27 protein-coding genes are annotated in these 24601 nt (G+C 57.4%); 16 read left to right on the top strand and 11 right to left on the bottom strand.

Annotated features, from left to right (window positions below):
* Positions 1-2 precede the first annotated feature (2 nt).
* From ACZCED_RS02485 to ACZCED_RS02460, 6 genes are all read right to left on the bottom strand, one after another.
* Complete coding sequence (locus ACZCED_RS02485) at positions 3-1280, bottom strand: TRAP transporter large permease (RefSeq protein ID WP_462971398.1); 1278 nt, start codon at positions 1278-1280, stop codon at positions 3-5.
* The gene (locus tag ACZCED_RS02480; protein ID WP_462971397.1) at positions 1277-1804 is read right to left on the bottom strand and encodes a TRAP transporter small permease; all 528 of its coding nucleotides are present in this window, start codon (positions 1802-1804) and stop codon (positions 1277-1279) included. Before ACZCED_RS02480 ends, ACZCED_RS02485 begins: the two co-directional genes overlap by 4 nt.
* A gap of 78 nt (positions 1805-1882) precedes the next feature.
* A complete protein-coding gene (locus ACZCED_RS02475) occupies positions 1883-2890 on the bottom strand; it encodes a TRAP transporter substrate-binding protein (protein WP_462971396.1) in 1008 nt (335 codons plus the stop codon).
* A 60-nt stretch (positions 2891-2950) separates the two neighbouring features.
* Positions 2951-4249 carry an NPN-dependent 2-hydroxyacid racemase, LarAH10 family gene (larAH10, locus tag ACZCED_RS02470; protein ID WP_462971395.1) on the bottom strand — a complete coding sequence of 433 codons (1299 nt, stop codon included), beginning with the start codon at positions 4247-4249 and terminating at the stop codon, positions 2951-2953.
* A gap of 22 nt (positions 4250-4271) precedes the next feature.
* Positions 4272-5117 carry a 3-methyl-2-oxobutanoate hydroxymethyltransferase gene (gene panB, locus ACZCED_RS02465; RefSeq protein ID WP_464860139.1) on the bottom strand — a complete coding sequence of 282 codons (846 nt, stop codon included), beginning with the start codon at positions 5115-5117 and terminating at the stop codon, positions 4272-4274.
* A 124-nt stretch (positions 5118-5241) separates the two neighbouring features.
* Positions 5242-6063, bottom strand: coding sequence for a DeoR/GlpR family DNA-binding transcription regulator (locus tag ACZCED_RS02460; RefSeq protein ID WP_464860138.1), 822 nt, complete (start codon positions 6061-6063; stop codon positions 5242-5244).
* A gap of 597 nt (positions 6064-6660) precedes the next feature.
* On the opposite strand from ACZCED_RS02460, the gene ACZCED_RS02455 reads away from it, so the two are divergent.
* From ACZCED_RS02455 to ACZCED_RS02410, 10 genes are all read left to right on the top strand, one after another.
* Positions 6661-7302: a YceH family protein gene (locus tag ACZCED_RS02455; RefSeq protein ID WP_462971392.1), complete on the top strand. Its 642-nt coding sequence runs from the start codon at positions 6661-6663 to the stop codon at positions 7300-7302.
* Between the two features lie 10 nt (positions 7303-7312).
* Entirely contained in the window at positions 7313-7552 is a 240-nt protein-coding gene (locus ACZCED_RS02450) for a hypothetical protein (RefSeq protein ID WP_464860137.1), read from the top strand.
* Positions 7553-7707: 155 nt separating this feature from the next.
* Positions 7708-8430 (top strand): flagellar brake protein, encoded by a 723-nt coding sequence (locus ACZCED_RS02445; protein ID WP_462971390.1) that lies wholly within the window; start codon positions 7708-7710, stop codon positions 8428-8430.
* A 75-nt stretch (positions 8431-8505) separates the two neighbouring features.
* Positions 8506-8865, top strand: a complete 360-nt coding sequence (locus tag ACZCED_RS02440; RefSeq protein WP_464860136.1) for a hypothetical protein — start codon at positions 8506-8508, stop codon at positions 8863-8865.
* 36 nt (positions 8866-8901) lie between these two features.
* Positions 8902-9249, top strand: coding sequence for a YebG family protein (locus ACZCED_RS02435; RefSeq protein ID WP_462971388.1), 348 nt, complete (start codon positions 8902-8904; stop codon positions 9247-9249).
* Between the two features lie 8 nt (positions 9250-9257).
* Positions 9258-9458, top strand: coding sequence for a YebG family protein (locus ACZCED_RS02430; protein ID WP_462971387.1), 201 nt, complete (start codon positions 9258-9260; stop codon positions 9456-9458).
* 56 nt (positions 9459-9514) lie between these two features.
* Positions 9515-10066, top strand: a complete 552-nt coding sequence (locus ACZCED_RS02425) for a DUF2284 domain-containing protein (RefSeq protein WP_464860135.1) — start codon at positions 9515-9517, stop codon at positions 10064-10066.
* 207 nt (positions 10067-10273) lie between these two features.
* Entirely contained in the window at positions 10274-10621 is a 348-nt protein-coding gene (locus tag ACZCED_RS02420; RefSeq protein ID WP_462971385.1) for a phenylpyruvate tautomerase MIF-related protein, read from the top strand.
* A 112-nt stretch (positions 10622-10733) separates the two neighbouring features.
* The gene (locus ACZCED_RS02415) at positions 10734-11213 is read left to right on the top strand and encodes an aminoacyl-tRNA deacylase (protein WP_462971384.1); all 480 of its coding nucleotides are present in this window, start codon (positions 10734-10736) and stop codon (positions 11211-11213) included.
* A gap of 75 nt (positions 11214-11288) precedes the next feature.
* Entirely contained in the window at positions 11289-12311 is a 1023-nt protein-coding gene (locus tag ACZCED_RS02410; RefSeq protein WP_464860134.1) for a methionine synthase, read from the top strand.
* A gap of 9 nt (positions 12312-12320) precedes the next feature.
* Here the strand turns inward: ACZCED_RS02410 and ACZCED_RS02405 are convergent, their stop codons facing one another.
* The gene (locus tag ACZCED_RS02405; protein WP_462971382.1) at positions 12321-12716 is read right to left on the bottom strand and encodes a hypothetical protein; all 396 of its coding nucleotides are present in this window, start codon (positions 12714-12716) and stop codon (positions 12321-12323) included.
* A gap of 355 nt (positions 12717-13071) precedes the next feature.
* Here ACZCED_RS02405 and ACZCED_RS02400 point away from each other — a divergent pair, with 355 nt between their 5' ends.
* Positions 13072-14724: an acyl-CoA synthetase gene (locus ACZCED_RS02400; RefSeq protein ID WP_462971381.1), complete on the top strand. Its 1653-nt coding sequence runs from the start codon at positions 13072-13074 to the stop codon at positions 14722-14724.
* Positions 14725-14783: 59 nt separating this feature from the next.
* The gene (locus ACZCED_RS02395) at positions 14784-15707 is read left to right on the top strand and encodes a CheR family methyltransferase (RefSeq protein ID WP_464860133.1); all 924 of its coding nucleotides are present in this window, start codon (positions 14784-14786) and stop codon (positions 15705-15707) included.
* A gap of 82 nt (positions 15708-15789) precedes the next feature.
* On the opposite strand, the gene ACZCED_RS02390 is transcribed toward ACZCED_RS02395, so the two are convergent.
* The 3 genes from ACZCED_RS02390 to ACZCED_RS02380 form a co-directional block, all read right to left on the bottom strand.
* Positions 15790-18108 (bottom strand): ATP-binding protein, encoded by a 2319-nt coding sequence (locus ACZCED_RS02390; RefSeq protein WP_462971379.1) that lies wholly within the window; start codon positions 18106-18108, stop codon positions 15790-15792.
* Positions 18109-18111: 3 nt separating this feature from the next.
* Complete coding sequence (locus ACZCED_RS02385; protein ID WP_462971378.1) at positions 18112-19491, bottom strand: substrate-binding periplasmic protein; 1380 nt, start codon at positions 19489-19491, stop codon at positions 18112-18114.
* 157 nt (positions 19492-19648) lie between these two features.
* Complete coding sequence (locus tag ACZCED_RS02380) at positions 19649-19975, bottom strand: hypothetical protein (protein WP_462971377.1); 327 nt, start codon at positions 19973-19975, stop codon at positions 19649-19651.
* A 333-nt stretch (positions 19976-20308) separates the two neighbouring features.
* Between ACZCED_RS02380 and ACZCED_RS02375 the strand changes: the two genes are divergently transcribed.
* From ACZCED_RS02375 to ACZCED_RS02360, 4 genes are all read left to right on the top strand, one after another.
* Positions 20309-20503, top strand: a complete 195-nt coding sequence (locus ACZCED_RS02375) for a helix-turn-helix domain-containing protein (RefSeq protein ID WP_462971376.1) — start codon at positions 20309-20311, stop codon at positions 20501-20503.
* Positions 20504-20735: 232 nt separating this feature from the next.
* Entirely contained in the window at positions 20736-21137 is a 402-nt protein-coding gene (locus ACZCED_RS02370) for a hypothetical protein (RefSeq protein WP_462971375.1), read from the top strand.
* A gap of 60 nt (positions 21138-21197) precedes the next feature.
* Positions 21198-21485: a hypothetical protein gene (locus tag ACZCED_RS02365; RefSeq protein WP_462971374.1), complete on the top strand. Its 288-nt coding sequence runs from the start codon at positions 21198-21200 to the stop codon at positions 21483-21485.
* Positions 21486-21535: 50 nt separating this feature from the next.
* Complete coding sequence (locus tag ACZCED_RS02360) at positions 21536-24034, top strand: M1 family metallopeptidase (RefSeq protein WP_462971373.1); 2499 nt, start codon at positions 21536-21538, stop codon at positions 24032-24034.
* A gap of 59 nt (positions 24035-24093) precedes the next feature.
* Here the strand turns inward: ACZCED_RS02360 and ACZCED_RS02355 are convergent, their stop codons facing one another.
* On the bottom strand, positions 24094-24573 hold the full coding sequence (locus tag ACZCED_RS02355; protein WP_462971372.1) for a hypothetical protein: 480 nt from the start codon (positions 24571-24573) through the stop codon (positions 24094-24096).
* Between the last annotated feature and the right edge of the window lie 28 nt (positions 24574-24601).

Here is a 24601-nt window from a genome sequence, read left to right as displayed (position 1 = left end):
CGTCAATCTCCGTAAAGGTTCGGGATGAACATGACGATGTCGGGCACATAGGTCATCAGCAGCAGCACCCCGATCATAACTGTCAGAAAAGGAAGGATATACCGGATGATTTCAGATAGCTGGATCTGGGCGATATTGCACGAGATGAACAGGCAGATGCCCAGCGGCGGCGTGAGCATGCCGATGGCCAGGGCGGTAACCATGATGACGCCGAAATGCACGGGATCAATGCCAAACTGCTGGATTACCGGCAGAAAAACCGGGGTCAGGATGATCAGTGATGCCGAGGTTTCCATGAATGTCCCCACAACCAGCAGACATGCAAGTATCAGGGCGTAGAGCACGGCCGGGGAACTCGTCAGGCTGACCAGGTAGGCAGCCACATTCTGCGGCACCCGCTCGGCAGTCAGGATCCATCCGAAAATATTTGCCGTGGCGATGAGCAACATCACCGTCGAGGTGGAAATGGCTGCTTTGGCCAGAATTTTGGGCAGGTCGCGGATCCTGAGCTCACGATACACCCCGAAACCGATAATCGCCCCATAAACGGCAGCGACCACGGCGGCTTCGGTGGGGGTGAAGATGCCGCCAAGAATGCCGCCCAGGATGATCAAGGGCATCAACAGTGCCCAGAAAGCCCCGAAAAATGTACGCCCGATGGTCTTGACCCCGAGAAAGGATTCCCTCTCATAACCGGCTCGCTTGGCCAAAAAATAGCTGACCGCCATCAGGCTGCCCCCGATCAGCGCGCCGGGGATAAAACCGCCCAGAAACATCTTGCCGATGGAGACGCCGCCCACGACACCAAAAATGATCATGGGAATGGAAGGGGGGATAATGACACCGATGGAGCCCCCCGCAGCCTGCACCGCCGCAGCAAACCCCTTGTGATACCCTTTGCGGATCATGGCCGGGATGGACACCGCGCCCACGGCAGCCGTATCCGCCGCCGCCGCTCCGGAGATGCCGGCGAAAAACATGGCGGCCACGACAGCCACCATGGCCAGTCCGCCGGAAACGAACCCGACCAGGGCATGGGCGAAGTCGAAGAGGCGGCGGGAAATTCCACCCGATTCCATCAATTCGCCGGCCAGCATGAAGAAGGGGATGGCCATCAACGGAAAGGAATCGGCACCGGTGAACAGCCGCTGGGCCGCCAGGGTCAAGGGCAGGCTGGAGGCGAATTGCAGCGTCGCCACCGACGCCACGCCCAGGGAAAAGGCAATCGGAACACCCAAGGCGAAACAGATCAACAGGGAGACAAACAATACGGCGGTCATATGCGCACCTCCCGATCCAGGGTGCGGCTCTGGATGGCGGCCACCATGATACGCAAGGAGTTGATCAGCATGAATATCCCGCCCACCGGAACGGCCATGTAGGGATAACGCATGGAGATGTGCATGGACGGCGATTCCTGAAACTGGATGATCCCCAAAATTTTGAAACCCCAGTAAATGATCATGAGCAGAAAGATCTGGATGATCAAGTTAACCAGCACGACCACCCATCGATAGACACCGGGAGGCAGGAGTTTGTCCATCAGGTCGATACCCAGGTGAACCTGGTAGCGCACCCCGGCCGCCGCCCCCATGAAGGAGATCCAGACGAACAGGTAGCGCCCGGCTTCCTCGGACCAGGAGAGCGGGTCGTTGAGAATAAAGCGGTACCAGACCTGGGCCGAGATGATGACCACCATGGCGGCCATCAATAGTGCCAGAAACCAGTTGATGCAACGGTCCATGATGTCGAAAACAGTCTTGAAAATCAAGGCAGCCACCCTTTGATCGGGGTTTGTTTCCATTGGCAGCGTCCGGTTACCGCCGGCCCGGTCGCAGTGGACCGGACCGGCGGTAACCGCTTCGGGTTGCTTTACCGTGTGCTATTTGGCAGCCGCGATGGCAGCATCGATGAGTTTTTGACCTTCTGCGGCATCGCCACCACCGATGGCTTTGATGACCGACGGATTGCTGTAGACGGAAGCCACGGCCTTGGCAAACGGCGCCTTGTCCGGATGGGTGATGGTCATGCCCTCTTTTTTACAGGCGGCTTCGAGCTCCTGGTCAGCCTTGAGCGAAAGCTCGCGTTCATAGTCGCGCGCCTGGACGGCCGCATCGGCGACAATTTTTTGCTGTTCGGGGGTCAGCGTCTTCCAGGTCATCTCGCTGATCAGCAGCACGGCCGGAGAGTAGAAATGGCCGGTCATGGCAAGGTATTTCTGGACTTCGAAAAACCGTGATGAGTGAATCACGGCCAGGGGGTTTTCCTGGGCGTCGACGGTTTTCTGCTCCAGTGCGGTATACAGCTCACCGAAGGCCATGGGCAGCGGACTGGCCCCCAGTGCCTTCATGGTCAGGATAAAGACGTCATCCTCCATGACCCGGATCTTGATTCCTTTCATGTCCGCGGGGCTGTTGACGGCCACCTTGGAGTTGGTGATGTTGCGAAAGCCGTTTTCAAACCACCCCAGAGAGCGGATGCCCACCTTGGTGAAACGGTCGGCGATCTGAGTTCCGATTTCACCGTCCAGGACGCGGTAGCAGGATTCGCGGTCCTTGAACAGAAAAGGCAGGTTGAACAACTTGACCTGGGGGACGAAATTGCCCATGGGGCCGGTGGAGGTCAGGGTCATCTCCAGGGACCCGAGCTGCAGGCCCTCAACCATGTCCCGTTCGGATCCAAGTTGGGAGGCGGGAAACACCTGGACCTCGATTTCGCCACCGGATTTGTCGGCAACGATTTTGCCGAAATGCTCGGCAGCCAGGTTGTAAATATGGGTCGGCTGGGTCGAGGTGCCGCATTTGAGGATGATTTTGGCGTAGCTCGCCGGAGACACCGCCAGGACGACAAACAGGGAAAACAGGACAATCGCCATTACCTTTTTGCGCATAACTTCCTCCTTAATGATTTAAAATGTGTTTTATCGCCGCGGCCTTTCACTCCCCCGACCTTATTTTTCGAGGATCGGAAAGGTATTGGCACCTTGTGGCATGACCGTTATTGTAGGCACGCTGCTGCCACACTTCTCGTAAGCGAGTTTCAAGGCCTCCTCCATGGTGGCCACGCCCCGGACGCCTGCCTTGCGCGCCAGTTCGATATTTTCTTTTTGCGTAACCATGATGATCTCACCCTGCTGGCCATACTCCAACTGCCGCACGGCCACCCAGCCTGAGATCAAGAAGTTGGCTCTCACGGCCTGCTCCATTTCCAGAAAGCTGGGGTGATCGAACCAGTCGAAAAACTCAGCCGGCTCCTTGATGTCCGGGCACTCCGCCAGGAGAATGACCACGCCGCCCGGTTTCATGGCATAGACCGCATTGTCGATGGTCTTTTGGGACTGGTAAAGGTTGATGTCTTTGGGGTAGCCGCCGGCCGAGGCGATGACGATGTCGGCCTGCTCCCGGATCGGCACGCCGAAGATGTCATCCACCAGGCGTGTGGCCGCCTGCCATGCCGAGATCCAGTTGCCCGCAAAAATACCGGTAATGTCGCCATCCAGATTGGGAACGACGTTGACGATAAAGTCGGGCTTGATGAAGGCGGCCGCTTCCATCATGTCTTCGTGGGCCGGGTTGCCGGCCGTCTTCATGTTGGCGGCAAGTGGGTTGGATCCGTTGCCGACGGTCGCTGCCATGGCCCACATGTGACTTTGCTGAATGGTCTTCAACGAAGAAACCCCCGGCAGGATGCTCTTGCGGCCGCCGCCATACCCCACCATGTAATGGTAAATGACCCCGCCGGTCAGAATCACGCGGTCGGCCTCGGCCACCACGCGGTTCACGGACACCTCGGTCCCACGGCTGGTCTTTCCGTAGTAGACCATGTTTTCGGTGTCCCAGGCGTTATTGTTGAGCACCCGGACACGATGGCAGACGGCTTCGCTGCAGAGTTCGACAAACTCCTCGGTCGTGTTCTGGCGGTGGGCGCCGACGGCGATGATAACCGTGATGTCGTCATCGGAGATACCGGCGTCGTTCAGGTAGTCGATCAGGATCGGCAGGGTCAGATCGTTGCGCTGCCAGCCCCTGGTGATGTCGCTGACCGTGATAGCCACCGTCTCGCCCGGCTTGACCATCTGGTTCAGCGGAGGGCTGTCAATGGGATGGCCCAGTGCGTGTCGATAGGCGGCGGTCAGGTCCTCCGGCGGTTTCCGGTTCCGTCCCACGAGTTCGTAAAGCAGCTGGTCCTCGGGGATGGAAAAGCTCATCGCCCCCTTGCCGATTTTCAGTGTAAAATCTTTGTGTTTCATTTTTCTTGATTTTTCCGGATTATCATTTCGACCATTCGGCCTCGAGTTTGGCGGCTTCGCCTTCTACCATTCGGTAGACATGGTCGTCGCCCGGGAAAGCGCCTTTGCGAACATCATCGATGTAGGCAGCGAAAACCTTTCGGTACTCGTCGGCGACGTTTCCGTAGCGCTTGACGAATTTGGGCGTGAATGCCTGAAACAGTCCCAGTATGTCTGAACAGATCATCACCTGGCCGTCACAATCCCCGGCACCGATACCATACACCGGTATGGGCAGTTGGTCGCAGATCACCCGGGTGACCTCGGGTGGAACCCCTTCCACGAGCAGGGCAAACGCACCCGATTCATACACCGCCTTGGCATCCTCGATAATGGCCTTGGCGGTGTCTGCCGTGCGCCCCTGCGCCCGGAAGCCTCCCATGGCGCCGGAACTTTGAGGCGTGAGCCCGACGTGCCCCATCACCAGCATGCCGCCGTCGCTGATTGCCCGGATGACATTTGCCACGCGCGTGCCGCCCTCCAGCTTGATGCAATCGACACCGGCTTCCTTGTGAAAGCGGACGGCGTTGCGGCAGGCATCGTCAACGCCGACCTGGTAGGCGCCGAAAGGCATGTCCCCGATGATGAACGTGTTGGGTGCGGCGCGGCGCACAGCTTCCGTGTGGTAGATGCACTGGTCCATGGTGACGGGAACCGTACCCGAATACCCATAGACAGCCATGCCCAGGCTGTCTCCCACAAGGAGCATGTCCATGCCGGCCTCTTCCGCCAACTGGGCGGTGATGTAGTCATAAGCGGTCACCCAGACCGCCTTTCGGCCCTCCGTTTTCATTTTCTGGAGATCGAAGCGTGTGAGTTTCTTTTTCAATGTTGCATCCTTCCTTTTGTAATTACGGTTCTTGTTCGTCGGAAGCGATCCATGACGGATGGCATGTGAGCGTGGCCGCCGGAAAGGCGGCCTTCGAAAAAGCGGACATGTGCTTCAACGCAGATCAGTCGACGGATGCCCCGTCTTCCTTTCCGGCAATGGTAATTTTGGCACCCTTTTCTGCCAGTCCTCGACAGAGGGATGGATCGATCGGATGGTCAGCGATGATCTCGAATTTATCATTGACGTCGAACGCATCAAAAAATGCGACCTGCCCGAATTTTGAGGTATCGGCCAGGACGATGACCCGCTTGGCGGCTGCAGCCATGTATCGCTTTGCATAGGCGACTTCCAACGACGTGTCACAGCACGATGAGCTATTAATGGCATGAATTCCCATTAACGCCACATCCACGTGAAGGCTCCGCAGAAAGCTCGTTCCCGGTTCGCCGACCAGGGTGAATGAACCCGGACGGAGCGACCCGCCGCTGACCAGCAAGTGGATTGATGGGTTTCCGGCAAGAAGTTCGCCGATTCTGATATCGTTGGTTACGGCGGTCAGTTTCAGCCCTTTTTCAACAACCTGATAGGCGGCTTCGTAAACGGTTGAGCTGGAATCGAAAATGACACTCTGGTTGTCCTGAAGCCGCTCGGCAGCCAGTTTGCCGATGACTGCTTTCTCCTCTCGAGCGATGCTGGATGCGATATGATAGTCCGGTTCAAAAGTCGTACCGGGGGTTGTCTTCAGCGTGGCGCCGCCATGACTCCGCTGCACAGCGCCCGTTTTGGCCAACCAGTCCAGATCGCGGCGGATCGTCGGTAAAGAGACACCGATGAATTCAGACAGTTCATGGACGGAGATAACACCTTTTTGCCGAATCAACTCAAGGATCGAATGACGGCGTTGGGCAGGGATGATGTCTGATTTATTCGGTGATAGGGTCATTGGTCAGATCCGATTGAATGGAAAGCTGTCGCAAAAACAATCATAAACAATCATAAAAAGTCAAATAAAAAAAATTAAGAAAAGGCACATCTTCTCCCCCGCAAGATCCATTATTTCAACAACTACTTGAAAATATATGTTTTTAATGGTTCACACGTATTCCTTTCGCAAGAGGCGCTCACACTACCGGATGGCAGCAGCGCCTGAATCGAAGTGAGTGAAAAACCGCATGGCCGATGGTTCAGGGAATCACCATCGAAATCTCCCGGAACGGATAAAAAGCGACAGGGTCGGGGCCTGGTTGGATATGATCGGGCAGTCATCAATCGGTCCTTTTATCGATCAGGCGGTTCTGGCGATCGTTCTGTTGGGTCGGGTTTTTCAGTGTGACGGTCAAACAGGATCGTTTTTCGGCTCCTTTTTAAAAACCCTTTGATCCATAGAATAAATCCGGGCAATATAGTAGGAAGTTCTGGATGGTGCGGATGCTCGAACTGGGGATGTGCGCACAAAACACCCAACCTGAGACCAACCCCTCCCCGACTCAACCTGCGGGGTATGCGTCCGATATCGCAGTCTCGAAAAAAGGAAACGGCCATGGACCTATCGATCAGTAACCAGGCAGTCCGCGTACTGGGGAGCCTTATGGAAAAAGCCCTGGCCACACCGGAGTATTATCCGTTGTCCCTCAATGCCCTGACCAACGCCTGCAACCAGAAATCCAACCGGGACCCGGTGGTGAGCTGGGACGAGCAGACCGTTGAGGATGCCGCTGACGAGCTTGAAAAAATGGGCTGGGTTAACCGGAGCACCGTCGGCCGTGTCCCCAAGTATGAGGAAGTTTTCACCCGGCAGCACAACATGGTGGCCTCCGAAGCGGCCGTGCTCTGCGTGCTGTTGCTCCGCGGCCCCCAGACTCCGGGCGCCATCCGCAGCCGTACCGACCGCTTGCACGCCTTCGAAAACCTGGACGCCCTGCAGGAAACGCTGGACCGGTTAAGCGAATGGGGCCATGTCCACCGACTGGAGCGACTGCCCGGCCACAAGGAGTGCCGGTACATGCACCTGCTCTGCGGTGAACCGGAAGACGACGCCGACAGCGCCGAGACACCCGGCCCGGTGGCGCAATCCGAAGACACCCATCGGCTGAGTCGACTGGATGCCGACATTCAATCCCTGAAAGAAGAATTGGCGGCGCTCAAAACCGAATTTGAAATATTTCGCAACCAGTTTGAGTAAAGGGGTCACGATGAATCAATGGTTTGGGGGGTTGAGAGGATTGGGGCGCGTGCTCATTCTGTGCGTCGTGCTGGCGGCGGGCGGGTGCGAAGGAACGGACACCCGCGACCAGGTGGATGACACCGTCGAGGAAATGACCGGTAAAAAAAACCTGGACCGCTTCAAACAGATGAAAGACGATCTCGGTGAGATACAGACACAGCAAACGGAAAATTATCGCCAACTCGAGGAGAACGACGACGACAAATAACCGACGTTCAATGGCCTGGTGAGGACGAACGAAAAAAACCATTGCCCCATGCACCCGGGTCTGTGCTAAAGAATCGGCGGAGCGAGCCGAAAAGGGAAAAAGGGTTCACGGACGAAACGAGAAGCGGTTGTCATGCGGATTAAGGGTTTCTGATTATGGCGGAAGCGGGAAAAGTTCAGGGTGAAAAACTCACCGAACTATTCAACGAACTGGTTGCCAAACGAATTATCATCTCCATGAATGTCATCGGGGCCGGTTTCGATCGGCTCACCTGCATCACCGGGATAACCAAGGATGCGGACGGCAGCTGCCTGCTTGTCGACCCCCCGGACGACTTCGAAGAGGCCGCCGCCATCAAGGACCTGTGGCAGCTGCGGTTCAACTTCAACGGACCGGACAATCTGGAGTACATCTTCAGCACCCGGGGCGGCAAATTTAGCGAGCAGGGCCTGAAAATACCCTTTCCAGACCACGTGGAGCGACTGCAGCGCCGCCGCAATTTTCGGGTAAACACCCTGACCGGCACCCAGATGCATTTCAAATTGAAAAAAATTCAAGGCGTCATCGACCTGATCAATGTCAGCCTTGGCGGCGTTTACGGGGTTCTCACCAAGCACAATTTCAAGTTCATGCGCGGGCCGGTATTGAAAACAGACCAGCAGGTCTATGATGTCAAAATAGTATTTCCGGGCGATCAGGATCGGCCGGGTAATACCGTTTACGTAAAGAAGGCCGAAGTCAAGCGTGTCGAACACGACCAGGATCGGGGTTATTACCGCTTTGCCTTCGAATTCGATGAAATGGAAAAGGAAGAGCAGAGCAAGCTCACCCAGGTCATCTATGACCTCCAGCGATGGTACCTCCAACGCAGGAAATAAACCCCCGTTAGACGTGTCAACCCGTCATTCGCTGCTCTGGTGCAAACCTATCGACTATCAGTTTCTGGCGTTAATATGAAATGGCTTCCGCTTCTGATCCTGTTTGCGATCTATTTTAGCGGCTGCAACTATCCGCCCGGCCCATTGCAGCCTCCCGAAAAGCCATTTTTCAGCGACGGGTGCTCCTGTTTTCCAGACCTGGGCTACAGCGAGTGCTGCGTGGATCACGACCGGATTTACTGGCTGGGCGGCACCCCCGACCAGCGCCGGGCGGCCGACGATGCCCTGCGGCAATGCATCGCGGCAAAGGGCCGCCCTATGCTTTCCCAAATGGCTTTCTGGGGTGTTCGCCTCGGCGGCCACGGCTGGCTACCTGAGCCCTGGCGCTGGGGATTCGGCCGCAGATGGCCCGACGGGTACTATTCAAAACCATAAATCCTAAGCAACCGGCTAACCAAAGGAGCGTTCACTATGGCAGTTATTACCAAGTTTGTGGTGGTCCGCAATGGCGTGGAATTGGACAGGGAGTTCCTGGTCAAGAAAGAGGCCGAGGCCTACGACAAGATGCTGGACGCCGCCGAAAACCTGGCCGCATATATCAAGGATGCCGGACTGGAGATCGATCTGGACGGCAAGGCCATCGATGCCCTTTGCGTCTTTCTTGCCAAAAACGGACCCGACGTCTCCCGGATCCTCAAAGGCCTGAAACCCACTGTGCCGCCAGTCCGCAAGCCGGGTGAAGAAAAGAAGGACGATGCTCCGGCAGGGCCGGAAAAAAAGAAATCCCCGACAGCCAAGGCCAAAACCAAGGGGAAATAATCTTTACCATGGCCGCCATATCCAAAAAAGAAGCCGACGCATGGGACCGTGTACTCGATGCCGCCGCGGACCTGGCTGATTTGATCGAATCCAGCCAAATCGAGATCGACGAAGATGATCTGGAGGAGTTGACGATCTTTCTGGCCACGAACGGGTATGCCGTTCGCAACATGCTCAAGCATCTGAAACGGTCATGGCCGGCAGATTGATCGATCCTGCATGATCTCCAATTCACCCCCCCCTCCAAATACGAGGAATGTCGACCATGAGTGTTGATGTTAAGAAAAAGGAAACCCTCGACAGCATCTTCCATGCCCAGGGATACACGGACTACAAGTGGATCGATCCGGCGAAGATCGTCGTGGCCCAGTGGGTGCGCATGAAGTGCATGTTCGGCTGCGGCGAATACGGACGCGGCGGCGCCTGCCCGCCCAACACTCCCTCCGTGGCCGAATGCGAACGGTTTTTCAATGAATACACCCAGGCCGTGATCCTTCACTTCGAGGGCAAAATGGACCAGCCCGAGCACCGTCACGCCTGGTCCGCTAAAATCAACACACGCCTGATCAAATTGGAGCGCGAGGTTTTTCTGGCCGGCTGTGAACGGGCCTTTCTGCTGTTCATGGACTCATGCTGCTTCTGCAAGGAATGCACCGGCGACCGGCGCACCTGCACCACGCCGCGAATGGCGAGGCCGTCCCCGGAGGCCATGGCCGTGGATGTATACAGCACCGTGGGACGATTCGGGTTCCCCATCTCCGTGCGCACCGCCTGCGACCAGAAGATGGATCGTTACGCCTTTCTCATGGTGCATTGATCGGAACGACGCATCCGACTGTCACGCCATTACGCCGGGGCGTCAAGCCGAATCCGGCCAGCTCATTCTGGCGCGACCGGCCGGCTATCCGCAATCAAAACCGGCGATCGGTGACAGGCGCTATATCGGTGACAGGCGCCATAACGGAATGCCCGGATGGAACCTCGGCCGACCGAATTGGCAGGAAACCAAACAGGAGGATCGATCATGCCCTACTTCTCGATTCAAACGAACAAACCATTGGACAACACCGCCGTCGCGGAACTGACCAAAAAGGCATCGGCCTTTGCCGCCAACCTTCTTGGGAAGCCGGAATCTTACGTCATGACCGCCCTTAAGCCGGCCACGGCCATGACTTTTGCCGGCAGCCAGGCGCCGACCGCCTTCATCGAGGTCAGGAGTATCGGCTTGCCCGAGGAAGATTGCAGCGCCTATGCCGATCGCATCAGCGCCTTCATCCACGCCGAAACAGGCATTCAGCCCGACCGGGTCTTCATCGATTTTACGGACCTGCCGCGCACCCGCTTTGCCTGGAACGGCAGGACCTTTGCTTAGCAGCCGGACATCCGCCGAAGCCCTTCGACCGAATCCAGACGAGAGGACCTTGCTGAGCGGGATAATATTGAATACAACCTTGCCAATGCGTGCGGCAACCCATGGAGAAACAATGACGACACCGATGAACAGTGAAAACCTGCAAACCTTCATCGACGCCCACCGCCTGGCAGCCGCGATCCTGCCCATGGACGCTCACACCGCTACGGTGGAGGAGGCGGCCAGGGCGTTGGGTGTCGACACCGACAGGATCATCAAATCCCTGGTGTTCATGGCCGGCGAACAGCCGATTGTGGTGATCAACAACGGCTTGGCCCGGGTAGACCGGAAGAAACTGGCCGCCTGCCTGGGAATGAACCGAAAACGGGTCAAATTTGCCCGTGCCGAGCAGGCCCTGGCAGCCACCGGCTATGTGGTGGGCGCCATGCCGCCATTCGGCCACCGGGAAAATCTGCGCACGCTCGTAGACGCTGCCACCGCTGAATTGGACACCGTATACGGAGGCGGCGGAGACATCGACGCCATGATGCAGCTGTCATTACCGGAACTGCTCCAGATGGCCCATGCCGAGGTGGCCGATATTTCCGAATGACTATCCAACGGCGGATAAAAAACGGATTATACCCTATCCCAGTAACCACAAGACACTTAAGCGAGGAGGTACCCCATGCTGGACGCCACCACCGTCGGCAGCCTGCCGAAACCCGATTACCTGGCTGAAACCGAAAAGCTATGGCCAGCCTGGCGACTGGCGGGTCAGGAGTTGGAGCGCGCCAAGGAACGCGCGGCGCTGGAATGGCTGAATCACCAGGCGGCTGCGGATATCCAAATCGTCACCGCCGGCGAACAGCACCGCATTCATTTTGTGCATGGCTTTTTAGAGCACCTTGAAGGCATCGACTGGGCCAAGAAAACGCCAATGGGGATCCGGGACAACCGTTACACCGTGGATGTGCCCACGGTCACCGGACCGGTTTCCCGGCCGGTACCTGTCCACCTGGACGAGGCGCGCTTCACCCGGGCGAACACCGATCGGCGCCTTAAATTCACCCTGCCCGGCCCCATGACCATCTGCGACACCATCGCCAACGCCCACTACGCCACCCGTGCGGACATGGCCATGGCCTTTGCCGACATCCTCAACACCGAGGCCAGGGAACTGGAAGCGGCCGGCATCGACCTGATCCAGTTCGACGAGCCGGCCTTCAATGTCTTCATGGAAGATGTCAAGGAGTGGGGCATCGAGGCCCTCCACCGGGCCATCGAGGGGCTTTCGTGCACCACCGCAGTGCACATCTGCTACGGCTACGGCATCGACGAGAATCTGAGATGGAAGGAGACTCTGGGCCGCGAGTGGCGGCAGTACGAAGAGATCTTCCCGGCGCTCAATGCCAGCCGCATCGACCAGGTTTCGCTGGAGTGCGCCGATTCGCACGTGCCCCTCTCCCTGATGAAACTGCTCAAGGATAAGGGACTGATGGTGGGTGTCGTTGCCGTCACCCGTGACCGCGTGGAAACACCGGAAGAGGTGGCCGCCACCATCTGTTCGGCCATGGCGTACGTGGCGCCGGAACGGCTCTACCCGTGTACCAACTGCGGCATGGCGCCCCTGCCCTACGACCTGGCCCTCAACAAGATCCGCAGCCTGGGCGCCGGTGCCTCACGGGTAAGAAAGACCCTTAAAGGATAAGAGGGGGGGTTACTCGAAATGCGGCGGTGCGGTCTGGAGCAGCCAGTTCTGCGTTTCTTTATCATAGTGCCACGACTGCTCATACTCGATCTTTTTTACGATGTAGCGATCAACGAAAAAATATTCCGCCTCGACGGTTTGGGTCACTTCCAGCTTGTCCTCGCTCAAGTTGACCCCAAGCACCTCATAACTGACGATCTTCACGTTCTCATATCGCTGCAGACAATCCTTGCGCACCATTTCAAGCGGATCGACAGCCTTGCAGACGGTGTTGAAATCCGACAGCTGCATGGCGGTCTGGTAGGAATCCATGGTCCGTCCATAGGCTTCCATTTTGGCATGCTCCGAAATGGACGCACACCCCAGCGGCAGAAAGATGAAAACGGCGATGATCATATTTTTCATGCGTTGCACCCTCAGACGGTTTCAATTGAATTTGTCGGTGAGTATCAAAACACAGTTTCCTCCACCGATCAACCACTGCCATGCCTGCTTGGGTGGCGGTGGATCCAAGAAACGATTCCACCCCGATCCGTGCATTGACATCCGTTCTGTTTTGTGGGCATTTTTTCTTTTCAGTTCAACCAGTTCAACTGCTGCACGCGGTTTCCGGCATGCCCCGAACGGATTTTCCCGCAACGGCGAATTTTCCTCTCGGGATTCGGCCGGATGAGCAGCCCCCCATGATTCACCTGCGGGTTGAAAAACCGTGGATCGCCCGGCGGTTAAGCAATCCATCATTAAAAAAGGAGAAAATTGAATGACGGCACCCGGCACCCCCTTGACCGATGAACAAAAGGCCCGTTTCAACGTGTTGAACAAGGAGAATATCGAATTTCTCATGGACCGCTACAACCGGGTGAACCGATGGGTCATCGCGGACATGATCCGGCGGACCGCCTACCACGATCCGCATAAAACGGCCATCATTTTCGGTGAAACGTCTCTCACCTACGCCCAACTGGAGGCGGCGGCCAACCGGACGGCCAACGCCCTGGCCGGCCTGGGGGTGAACAAGTACGACCGGGTGGCCATCCTGGCCCACAACACCATCCACCACGTATTGACCTGGCTGGGCTGCTGCAAGATCGGCGCCGTTTACCTGGCCATCAACTACCTGCTGCGCGGCCCGGATATCACCTATTGCATCAACCATTCGGAGAGCAAGGTGTTCATCGTTGAGGACGCCCTTTTCGGGTTGGTGGAAGGGGTGCTGGGCGAGATGCCCACGGTGAACACCCTGATCTGGTCCGACCAGGGGGGCGGCCAACCGGCGGCGAACGACCGCTTCCTGGTCTTCGACAGCTGGATGGAGGCCGCCCCGAGCACCGAGCCGGACGTGATCCTGCACATCGAGGATCCCTGCCAGATGACGTACACCAGCGGAACCGAATCCCTTCCCAAGGGAGTGATCATCAGCAACCAGGCCCTCATGGCCCAGTACATGGGAGCCATTATCGACGGCGGCTATGACAGCGGGGACATCAACGTCAACGCTCTGCCCATCTACCACTGCGCCCAGCGGGACGTGTTTCTCAATCCTATTTTCTGGGCAGGCGGCACCAATATTCTCATGGCGCCGGACATCGGCATGATTTTAAAAACCATCGACCGCTTCAGGGCCAACATGTTCTTCGCCCCGCCCACCGTGTGGATCGGCATCCTGCGCCACCCGGATTTCGGGCGCTACGATCTCTCCTGCCTAACCAAGTGCTACTATGGCGCCTCAATCATGCCCGTGGAGGTGCTCAAGGAGCTTATGGCGCGGCTGCCCGGCTGCAGGATATACAACTACTATGGCCAGACCGAGCTGGCCCCCTACCACACCATCCTGAAAGCCGAAGACGCCCTGGAAAAGCTGGGATCGGCCGGCATGGCGGGCCTGAACATGGAAACCCGGCTGGAGGATGAGGATTCCCAACCCATCGACGTGGCGGGCATCCCCGGGGAGATCTGCGGCAAGGGCCCCCACGCCATGACCATGTATTTCAAGGATCCGGAAAAAACCGAAGCGGCGATGCACGGCGGATGGTTCCACTCCGGGGACATCGGCGTGCTGGACAACGATCGCTACATCTCGGTGGTGGACCGCAAAAAGGACATGATCAAGACCGGCGGTGAAAATGTCTCCACACGCGAGGTGGAAGAGGCCATCTACCTGGACAGACGTGTGGAGGAGGTGGCGGTCATCGGCACGCCTCACCCCAAATGGGTGGAAGCGGTCACGGCAGTGGTGGTGCCCCGCAAAGGGGAAACCATCACCGAGGCGGAAATCATCGGCCTGTGCAGGAAGGAATTGGCCGGTTTCAAGGTGCCCAAGTCCGTGGTCTTCGTCGACGCCCTGCCCAAGACCCCCACTGGAAAAATCCTCAAACGGGACATGCGGGATACCTATAGTGAATTGAACCGCTGAAATTTGACCCTCTGCGGTGCGGCGTTGTCTCGGAAACGGGGCGGGGGAGAGCTGACGCCTTGAATATCGTCTTCCTGCGCAACGCGCCAACATGGATGGCCATGATTGGAAGGATGAACCCCAGCTGTGATACAACCGATAAACCGGTCTCGGTCATGTTCGGCGACACCGAATTTCGCCGCCTGCTCGAACACCGCAACCGCCCCTGGGCCGGCTACCGCAAGGTGCGCAAGGGAGTGATCAGACGTCTTCGTCGCCACATGCAGGAACTGGGCTGTTCAACGGTTGAACAATACCTTGTCCAGTTGGCGCGCCAGCCCGAGACAAAGGCTGCCCATGAGCGGTGCCTCAGGGTGACCATCAGCCGTTTTTTCAGGGATCGACACCTGTGGCAGGCCCTCCGCGAACGCAGCCTGCCCGATTTGGTGGAGCGGTTTCCCCCGCCTGTCCGCATCTGGTCCGCCGGCTGCGCCAACGGAGAAGAGCCCTATAGCCTGGCCATGCTGTGGAATGAGCTGAGGTATCCGCAGACGCTGGACCTTTTGGCCACGGATGCCGGCAAGGCCTGCCTGGAGCGCGCCCGAACGGGCGCCTACAGCCGAAGCAGTCTCAAGGAGGTGACGGATGAAATGCGGGAACGGTACTTCGATTCAGCCAAGGGCGGCCGGCGCTTTTTCATCCGGCATCACCGGATACCCCCCATCCGTTGGCGGCAGCATGATTTGCTCGATCCGCTGCCCGACGACGGCCCCTTTCACATGATCCTGCTGCGCAACAACCTGCTGACTTACTACCAGGGCCCCGACCTTCAGGTCGCCTTCGCGCGGGTCGTTGCGGCGCTGTCGCCGGGCGGTTGGCTGGCGACCGGCGCCCATGAACGCCTGCCCCGGTCAGGGGTCAACCTGATCGTGGACAAGGACTGCCCGTGCGTATACAGGCTTGGCGCCATCGATCCGCGAATCGATAGCGGTGCGAGCGGATAAGCTCCCCGTTCGGCATGGTCTTGTCGACGCGGGCATGGTTTTACCGCACCGGGTAAAAGCGTGAACCCTCCGATACCGATGGTTAACCCTTTCCATTAAGCGTCAATACGTCTCGCACCGCCCTGGCAATGGTTTCAAGCCGGTAGGGTTTTTTCACATATCTGCCGGCTCCCAGTTTTCGGGCCTCGTGTACCCGGTCGGATTCGGAGAAGCCGCTGGTTATCAAGGCCGGCTGGCCGGGATGAATGTCGATGATGCGGCGGTAGGTTTCCAGGCCGTCGATGCCGGGATCCATGATCATGTCCAGCACCAGCAGATCGACCCTGTGTTGCCTGACATAATCGACAGCCGCTTCGCCGCTGGAAACGCTTGCCACGGCATAACCCAACCGGGTGAGCATTCCGGTGGCGATTTCCCGCTGTTCCTTGACATCGTCCACAACAAGAATCCGCTCGCCGTCACCCATCAGGCTTTCAACACTTTCAGGGGTTCGCGGTTGCATGCGGTGCTCTTTGGTGGAGGGAAGGTAAATGGTTGCCGTGGTGCCCTGCGCCGGTGCACTGCGCATGTCGATGTACCCGCGGTGATCCTTGACGGTTCCCCACACCACCGCCATGCCTAAACCGGTACCGCTTCGGCCCATCACTTTTTTGGTGTAAAACGGCTCGAAAATCCGGTCGATGTCCTCGTGGGAAATGCCGATTCCGTTGTCCGTCACCGTCAACACCACATAGTCGCCCTCTTCGATGTCGTCATAGCCCTTGACGGGACTGTCGATATATCGGTTTTCCGTTTCGATGCGGATCACGCCGGCTTGCGTCGCCGCTTCCGCGGCATTGGAAACCAGGTTCATCACGGTTTTTGCGAGGTGAACAGGGGATCCGGAGATATCGAGAAGGTCGTCAGCCAGGTTCGTTTCCAGTCTAAAATCCGGATGGTGATGCCGCAGGTTGTCATATTCGGGGCTTTTCAGGTAGTCACGGATCACCTGGTTCAGATTGAGAACCTCTGCGACCGACACCCCCCGGCGGGCCAGTGTCAATAGATCCTGAACGATAGTGGCGGCGCGTTCACCGGAGCGCTGGATCGTACGGATGGGTTTTTGCAAAGGGCTTTCTTCCGGCAGGTCCATGAGGATCAACTCCGGATAGCTGACCAGGCCCGACAGGACGTTGTTCAGGTCGTGGGCGACGCCGCCGGCCAGCATGCCGATGGCCTCCATTTTCTGGGCCCGCTGAAGCTGGTCCAGCAGGCGTTTCTTTTCTGCCGCTGCAGTCATCCGTTCAGAGATATTTCTCACCATGCCTAGCGCCAGGTCGTCCGACACCGCCACCAGCCGGCATTCGTAGTACCTGGCGCCGTCCTCGATCGGCATGTCGTACTCGAACACCCTCACCCCCTTGGCCGCGAATGTCCGGTCGAGCTGCATGCGGAAGACCCGTGAAACATGGCCAGGCATGACATGCTCGATTTTTCGCCCGATAGATTGATCAGGGGGTACCACGAGGTTTTCCGGGTCTCCCCGCAGGTCAACGAACCGGCCGTCGCGATCCAACTGGAACACGGTATCGGGGATGGCATCGAGGATGGCAAGGGTCCTGGCCTCGCTCTGCCTGCTTTTATCCTCCGCCCGTTTGCGTTCGGCCGCCTCTTTCTGAAGCGACTGCTCCCGCTCGCGTATCTCCTCGGCCATTTTGCTGAATCGATGCGCGATGTCGGCCAGTTCATCATGGTGCACCTCGTCGAACCGGTAATCATAGTCCCCCCGGGCCACCTGGTCCATCCCCCGGCGGAGGATGGCCAGGGGTTTACGCATGAGCACCCGCAACACAATGCCTGTGGCAATGACAATCACCACCAGCGATACCGCCATCAACAGAATCGCTATGTTTCGAAGCCATATCAGGTCCTTGCGATAGACGTCCATTGACAAGGCAAAGTCGACCTGGCCGATCGGTTTCCCGATATAGACAATCGGAACCACACGGCTGATCGGGTTTTCGGAGGTATCCCGGCTGAATTCATAATAGACGTTCCCGTCGATGTCGCGGATGAGGATGCTCGTGACGATGTCGTTGCGCACGAATCCCTCCCCGATCCGCCGGATTTGTTCGTCATCCAGATCCCAGATCGGCACCGCCAGCGTTTGGGACAGGTTGACGGCATACTCGTCCGCTTTTAGCTGCAGCTGACGGTAAAGATAGTCGGCCTGCCGGTGGTAGATCAGGATAAGCAGAAGCCCCTCCACCAGAAAGACCAGCAGTACCAGGCTGATGGCCAGTTCAGTGGAGATGGAACGCCGTCTCAGGATTCCAACACCGCGCATGGTGGGTCCCGATGAACCGGGGTTGGCCACGTGTTTGCGTTCAGGGCTCACGTGTCTCGGTTCACGCCAAGTCATCGTTTATTCCGGTACATAGTTGTACTCCCGGCAGATCCGCTGGTAGCTGCCGTCCGATTTCATTTCATCCAACACCGCCTGCCACAGCCGGATAACATGCGGTGACGTTTGTTTGGAAAAAGCGATGTAATTGCCCACGGTATGGAAGGCGTAGGCCAGCGCCAACTGGTCAGGCGACGCACCGGCCTGTCTGGCCAGGTGCGGCATGTTGAAATCCGAACTGGCCCACAAGTCGATATTTCCCCGCTGCAGGTGGGTCACATTGGTGATGTTCTTGTTGGTGGGGATTAGGTTTTCAAACCCCAATGCCTGCAAGTATTGCATCTTGGCGTCCTGGCGGTAGGTACCGATGCGCTTGACCTGCTTGGCCGCCTCGATATCCGGAATACGGAGGGTGCCCGCACGCCACCGGTACAACCCCCAGCGTTGCCGGTAGAGCGGTCCCACCCATGCAAACAGGGCTTCACGCTGGGGGAGTCGGGTGGTTGAAAAAAGGGCCGTATTGGCTTCGGACTGGGCCAGTTGATACCCCCTGGCCCACGGCACCAGCGCTATCGTATCCGGCTGGCCGATCCGTCTCAGGATCTCCCGGACGATGTCGGCCGACAGTCCTTTGATCCGGCCATTTTCCTCATAGGAGGAGGGCGGTGAATCCTCCGTGTACAGCTTCAAAGAAAATGGCGTGTCGGTGTGAGTCTGTCGTTCGGACACCCGGATGGCTTCTGGCGGCAGCCATTTGCGTGTCAGCCACCAGAATGTTCCGTCCGCTTTCATATCATCCAGGGTCGCCTGCCACTGCTGCACGATGGCTGGAGACGTCTGTTTGGAAATGGCGATGTAGGAGAAATGCTCCCGGTAGGTGAAAACCGCTTCGATTTCGGTCGGATCGATTCCGGCATCGCTGGCGATCTTCGGCGCTCCAATGTTGTCATAAAACCAGAGGTCCACCCGGCCGGACATCAGCTTGCGGATATTGCTCTTGGGGCTGTTGGAACTGTCAAGGTTGGTAAACCCTAAAGATTTGAGGATCTGCTCTCTGAAATCATCCTTGTAGGTGGCAATGGCCCCCACCTGCTTGGCAGCGTCGAGGGAACCAATGCGCGGCGCAGCGCTCTTGCGGGCATAAAATTCCAGCCGGACGGTGAAAAGCGGCCCAACCCAATGGAACAGCGAATCGCGTTCTACGGTGCGGGCTGTGGTAAACAGGACCACGTTGGGTTCCGTACGCAGTCGCTTGTAGCCTCGGGCCCACGGAAGGACTTGAATGTCGCCGGCAATCCCCAGACGCCGGGTAATTTCCTGGACCACCTGCGTGGTCACGCCAGTCAGCTTCCCGCCTTGGGTGTAATTGTACGGGATGCCTTCTTCGGTGATGAGGACCATGTCATCAGCTGATGAAAAAGCCAATGGAAGGAGGAAAAACAACAATAAAGATCCGACAATACGTTTCATCGGCCGCTCCGGGAAGAAGCATTGCCCATTGCTTTCATTTTTTTCCACCATACGGGGATGGTTGATCGTTGTGCACCTGGCGTCCAGATCAGTCCGGCGTCACGTGGTCAGACATTTCCGAGAGGTTGAGCTCCTGTTGGCCTGCTTTTTCAAATTTCAACACCCGATTCCGAAAATCGCAGTCGTCAATTTTAGCCTTGACCCATTGATGCCACGTGTCTTTACGGGAGGCGACAATGGCATTAAAATTCTTGGATGGATCGAACCGGGTCAGGGCGTCATCCACGATCCAGACGCAGTAATTGCATTTTCTCTGCCCACTTTCGAGCACCTTGAAAAAATAGCGAAAGGTTTTGCTTCCGGGCTTCAAGCCTTCACTGATTTCAACGTTCTTATAAGTCCAGACGTTTTCCATTTTTTTTCCCCGTTTCTGAGTCCGTGTTTTAACACCTAAACATAAGAACTCGGTTTGCATTTACAACAACAGGCATGGCTGATCCGGTTTCCGGAGTGGTTTGGAACAATTAGGGCCGCCTTGGTGTCGATGCCCTTGCCGCTATCGGAAGAATGCTTATGGTCCCCATAAATGAAGACGCCAGGCCGGTGATGGACTGAATTGATTGCGCCCCTTGCCCGTTTGGCGGTGTACCCTTTTAAACAGCCAGCGTTGCGGCCATGGGGATGTCGTTCAAAAAATCGTTTGGCCCCGAGGCCGCCCGCGCAAAACAAAATAAGGATCCAGATATTGATGATCGACAACCGCAAATATATCGAGGTGCCGGTATTGACGGTCAGTGAAGCGGCCCAATTTATCGGCGTAGGCAAGAAAGTGATTTATCAGCTGATCGAGTTTGACGAAATTCGCGCAATGCGTGAGCACGGCAAAGTGATGATCGACAGGAGCAGCCTGGAAGCCTTTCACAATAGCGGCAAGCGGCCCTGAGAGGTTTGTTTTTGCATGATCGTGACAACGGCCGTTAAGACATCAACTGATGACACAGTTGCGCCGGGTTCCATGGCGTGATAGGTATTACATTATCGATTCGCGGCTTTGCACTAAAGGCGTTGAGCCCCAACCGGTCAACGCCTGAAACACCATAGATCAATAAAGGCTCGCGCAGTCTTAATCGGGGACACGCGACAAAACAAGCATTGGTGTTGAAAAGGAGGCTGCTATGAAGAAAACTGGTCTGACGTTGATACTCGTCGTGGTTCTGGTGGTCGTGTTCAGCGCACCGTCCTGTTGGGCCAAAGAAAAGGGCTACTGCTACATTGTCAGCTACTCCATGCAAGATAAGACCGCCTATATCACCCCCGTGTTTGTGGCAAAAGTATCCGGTGCGACATACAGCGATGAGGAATTTGTCGCTGACGTGGTTCTCATCCGTAAAATGGAGAATCAATTTCAGAACTACCTGGCCCGGCAGGGCATCAACACGGCTAATTTTGTCATCAGTGCCCGGGTGGCCTATCGGTCCCAGGCCATCGCTGATAAGCGCCTGGCCGATGAAAGAGGTGATTTCACCAGCCGGGGGTATGCCATACAAGACACCGACCAATTCAAGTTTAAGAATTAGCGGCTGTATTTAAACGTCATGTGCGCAGGTTAGCCTGCGTTTCAACGGGCAGGTACGACCTTGATCATTGCTGATTATACCATATTGATTGTAATGGGGGTAGCCGTGGTGATCGCTGCCGGCTCATTTTCAATCATCGCCCGATACCTGTTTGACCGCGGCCTGGCAAACCGCAACACGCTGGCACCGAACATCATTGACCTCTATCGAACCTATATCGCCCATACCAGGAAAAAGACCGGGCGGATCGGTGTTGCATTCTGGGTCCACAGTGTATCCGCTGGGATGTTCATCTCGATCGGGGTGTTCTATACGATCGGCCGGTTTATTCTGCCCCGCATTTTTTAGCCGTAACCCCGTAACCGCGGCCCTTCACAACAAAATCAATGGAGATCAGCATGACTGCTCCCATCACACCGATGGAATATCAGCTCGCCATCGAGCCGGATCTTGACCGATTTACCTTTGCCGGCCGGATGACCCTTTCCGCCGACGCCGGCGAACCCACCGGAACCCTCACGCTCCATTGTGCGGAACTGGCCATCTGGAACTGTCGCATTCAACCGGATGGCACCGATGAAACGCCTGTCGACTGCCCATTTACGCTGGATCCGGCCAAGACCAGCCTGACCATCCATCTTCCCGATCCCCTTACCGGCCCGTTTCGGTTGACTGTCGACTACACCGGAAAGATCAACGATCGAATGGCCGGTTTCTATCGCAGCCGGATCAAAACGGACGACCGCCCGAAACATATTGCCGTCACCCAGTTTCAGGAAAGCGATGCCCGGCGCGCCTTTCCCTGCCTGGACCATCCTGCGCAGAAGGCTGTGTTTAGGGTTGAGATGGTCATCGACAGCCACCTGACCGCCATTTCCAATACCGACATCCAAACGATCACGGAACTGGAGGACGGGAGGCACCAGGTCACTTTCCACCCGACGCCCAGAATGTCCACCTACCTGTTATTCTTCGGTGTGGGTCCCTTTGAAATCCATGAAGACACCGACGACCGCCGGGTGCGTGCCGTCTGCCTGCCGGGGATGGGGGACCAGACTGTCTACGGGCGGGAATTTGGGCGCAAGGCATTGGCTTACGGTGAAGATTATTATGCCATCGACTATCCGTTGACCAAGCTGGACCTGATCGCCGTACCGGATTTCGCTTTCGGAGCCATGGAAAACTGGGGGGCGATCACCTTTCGCGAGAACCTTTTGTTGAACATCCCCGGTGTGACCTCTAGGGAAGCGCTGGCACGCATCTGCGAAGTCATTGCCCACGAAATCGCCCACCAATGGTTCGGCAATCTGGTAACGCCCGAGGAGTGGAAGTACCTCTGGCTCAACGAAAGTTTTGCGACCTACTTCGGTTACGGCATGGTGAACCACCACTATCCTGAATGGGAAATCTGGGATCAGTTTGTCAGGAGCCAGACCGAGACGGCCATGGCCCGTGACGCGCTGATCGAAACCTTTGCCATCGAAATGCCGGGCGGCGCCCAGGTGGCCATCACCACCAGCACGGCGCCCATCATCTACAGCAAAGGGGGCAGCATTTTAAGACAGCTGGAGGCCTGGATCGGGCCCGATCATTTTAAAGCCGGCCTCCGGCGCTATCTGACGGATTTCGCCTATGGCAGCGCCGCCAGTCACCACTTGTGGGAATCGCTGTCGGCCGCATCCGGCATGCCGGTGGCCGAACTCATGCGCAACTGGGTCACCCAGCCGGGCTACCCCGTGATCACCGCCGAACGAATAGACAACACGCTCACCCTGCGCCAGCGGCGATTTACCTATCTGCCCAACGATTCATCACAGACATGGCTGGTACCGGTGTCGATCATCACCTACACCGCCGACGGCACGGCAGACACCCAAACGATCCTGCTCAAAAAAAAACAAACCGACGTCACCCTGCCGCCTGAGACCACCGCCTACCACCTCAACCCCGGCCAGACCGGGTTTTACCACACCTGCTACAACGATGCAGACAATCTGGTCCGGCTGAGGGCCATGGTCGCCGGTCGACATTTGCCGCCCATGGATCGATGGGGCCTGCAGAACGACCTGTTTGCATTGGTCAAAGCCGGGCTCGTTCCCATGGCGACCTTTCTGGAATTGGCCGACAGCTTCCACGGTGAGCAGGCCTACCTGCCCCTTTCCAGCCTGGACAGCCATCTGTTCGAAGCGACAATGGTGCTCAGGGGCGAAATCCGGACCCGGACGGCCCAAACGGCCGTCACCTTGATGAACGCGGCCCTGGAAGCCATCGGCGTTCAGCCTGCGCCGGAAGAATCGCAGACCGCGGCCATGCTGCGCGATCAGCTTTTTGTCCACGGCGCCCTGCTCGGCAACCCGCAGGTCCTCGATTTCCTGACCGACCAGTTCAACGCCTTTTTAACCGGTTCCACCGTCGCCCCCGACATTTTCAGGGGTGTGATGACCGCCGGTGCCGTTTCGGGAGGCGGCCCGGCCCTCAAAGCCATCATTCGCCGTTTCGAAGCAAGCGGCGCCGAGCATGAGCGAATGGCCCTTGCCGGTGCCCTGGGCTGTTTCAACCCATGGTCTGTGCTGGAGGAGGCGTTGGATTTCGCCTTGGCGAAGGTGCCGGATCGGATACGCTTCATGCCCCTGGTGGCGGCCGCCGGCAATCCGGCAGCGGCGGATCGCCTGTGGCCATGGTTTGCCGACAACCTCCCGCGCATTGAACGCATGCACCCCCTTTTATTTGAACGGGTGGTGGCCGCCGTCGTGCCCGGTCCCGGCCTGCAGGACCCGGATCGCACGGAAGCCTTCTGTTTGCGATTAAAGCGGAAACAGCCCCGATTGGCAGACGTGATCGCGCTTTCGCTGGAGCGTCTGGCGGTCAACGCCGCTTTTCGTCAGCGAGAGCTATAGCGGCAGGCGTGGTCCGGAAAAGATGTGCTTCACGTTGGCCATCTGTGGATGGGTGGTGGCTACGGAACGGGTTGTATCAGATCCCTGAAGGCATCCATTTCAGCCTCCAGTCTGGCGGGATCCCTGAAGCTGGGAAAAGGTCGCCGCCGGTTATCCCGCATGGGTTCCCGGCTGGCATCGGTCAGATCCAGGACCCCGTTGGTGTAGCAAAAGGCCCCGTACCTGACGAAGCCATATCCCCCGATCAGCGGCAGTTCGTGTTTGAGCCCGGCAAAGGTGTTGATTTGCGCCCTGGCCACGGGCGTCATGCCCTGCTGGGTAAATAACGGGTTCAACAGATAGACGACCGTCGGGATGTCCGCCGGCGCCTTGCAATAAATTGTGGCGAATTTTCCCTTCACCTCTCCGGCAAAGTCCTCGTAAAGCCGTCTCGAACCGGCGTATTTGAAAACCAGGCCCGCAGATGCCGTGCGATCTTCAAACACGCTGAGGGCGCCAAGGGCCTTGGCATAGTCGGCGGGATAGATGGTCAGATGCATTTTCCACCCGCCGACATACCACCTGTGT

It is taken from the genome of Desulfosarcina sp., from assembly GCF_055467485.1.
Note: the sequence above shows the minus strand (reverse complement) of the source record. Positions and strands in the feature narration are given on the sequence as shown.

Coding starts and splice junctions, on each gene's coding strand:
- ACZCED_RS02420 (WP_462971385.1), top strand. CDS start 10,274: ATGCCCTACTTCTCGATTCAAACGAACAAACCATTGGACAACACCGCC.
- ACZCED_RS02400 (WP_462971381.1), top strand. CDS start 13,072: ATGACGGCACCCGGCACCCCCTTGACCGATGAACAAAAGGCCCGTTTC.
- ACZCED_RS02460 (WP_464860138.1), bottom strand. CDS start 6,063: ATGACCCTATCACCGAATAAATCAGACATCATCCCTGCCCAACGCCGT.
- ACZCED_RS02480 (WP_462971397.1), bottom strand. CDS start 1,804: ATGGAAACAAACCCCGATCAAAGGGTGGCTGCCTTGATTTTCAAGACT.
- ACZCED_RS02375 (WP_462971376.1), top strand. CDS start 20,309: ATGATCGACAACCGCAAATATATCGAGGTGCCGGTATTGACGGTCAGT.
- ACZCED_RS02355 (WP_462971372.1), bottom strand. CDS start 24,573: ATGCATCTGACCATCTATCCCGCCGACTATGCCAAGGCCCTTGGCGCC.
- ACZCED_RS02360 (WP_462971373.1), top strand. CDS start 21,536: ATGACTGCTCCCATCACACCGATGGAATATCAGCTCGCCATCGAGCCG.
- ACZCED_RS02410 (WP_464860134.1), top strand. CDS start 11,289: ATGCTGGACGCCACCACCGTCGGCAGCCTGCCGAAACCCGATTACCTG.
- ACZCED_RS02425 (WP_464860135.1), top strand. CDS start 9,515: ATGAGTGTTGATGTTAAGAAAAAGGAAACCCTCGACAGCATCTTCCAT.
- ACZCED_RS02430 (WP_462971387.1), top strand. CDS start 9,258: ATGGCCGCCATATCCAAAAAAGAAGCCGACGCATGGGACCGTGTACTC.
- ACZCED_RS02445 (WP_462971390.1), top strand. CDS start 7,708: ATGGCGGAAGCGGGAAAAGTTCAGGGTGAAAAACTCACCGAACTATTC.
- ACZCED_RS02415 (WP_462971384.1), top strand. CDS start 10,734: ATGACGACACCGATGAACAGTGAAAACCTGCAAACCTTCATCGACGCC.
- ACZCED_RS02370 (WP_462971375.1), top strand. CDS start 20,736: ATGAAGAAAACTGGTCTGACGTTGATACTCGTCGTGGTTCTGGTGGTC.
- ACZCED_RS02475 (WP_462971396.1), bottom strand. CDS start 2,890: ATGCGCAAAAAGGTAATGGCGATTGTCCTGTTTTCCCTGTTTGTCGTC.
- ACZCED_RS02450 (WP_464860137.1), top strand. CDS start 7,313: ATGAATCAATGGTTTGGGGGGTTGAGAGGATTGGGGCGCGTGCTCATT.
- ACZCED_RS02435 (WP_462971388.1), top strand. CDS start 8,902: ATGGCAGTTATTACCAAGTTTGTGGTGGTCCGCAATGGCGTGGAATTG.
- ACZCED_RS02380 (WP_462971377.1), bottom strand. CDS start 19,975: ATGGAAAACGTCTGGACTTATAAGAACGTTGAAATCAGTGAAGGCTTG.
- ACZCED_RS02440 (WP_464860136.1), top strand. CDS start 8,506: ATGAAATGGCTTCCGCTTCTGATCCTGTTTGCGATCTATTTTAGCGGC.
- ACZCED_RS02485 (WP_462971398.1), bottom strand. CDS start 1,280: ATGACCGCCGTATTGTTTGTCTCCCTGTTGATCTGTTTCGCCTTGGGT.
- ACZCED_RS02405 (WP_462971382.1), bottom strand. CDS start 12,716: ATGAAAAATATGATCATCGCCGTTTTCATCTTTCTGCCGCTGGGGTGT.
- ACZCED_RS02385 (WP_462971378.1), bottom strand. CDS start 19,491: ATGGTCCTCATCACCGAAGAAGGCATCCCGTACAATTACACCCAAGGC.
- ACZCED_RS02455 (WP_462971392.1), top strand. CDS start 6,661: ATGGACCTATCGATCAGTAACCAGGCAGTCCGCGTACTGGGGAGCCTT.
- larAH10 (WP_462971395.1), bottom strand. CDS start 4,249: ATGAAACACAAAGATTTTACACTGAAAATCGGCAAGGGGGCGATGAGC.
- ACZCED_RS02390 (WP_462971379.1), bottom strand. CDS start 18,108: ATGACTTGGCGTGAACCGAGACACGTGAGCCCTGAACGCAAACACGTG.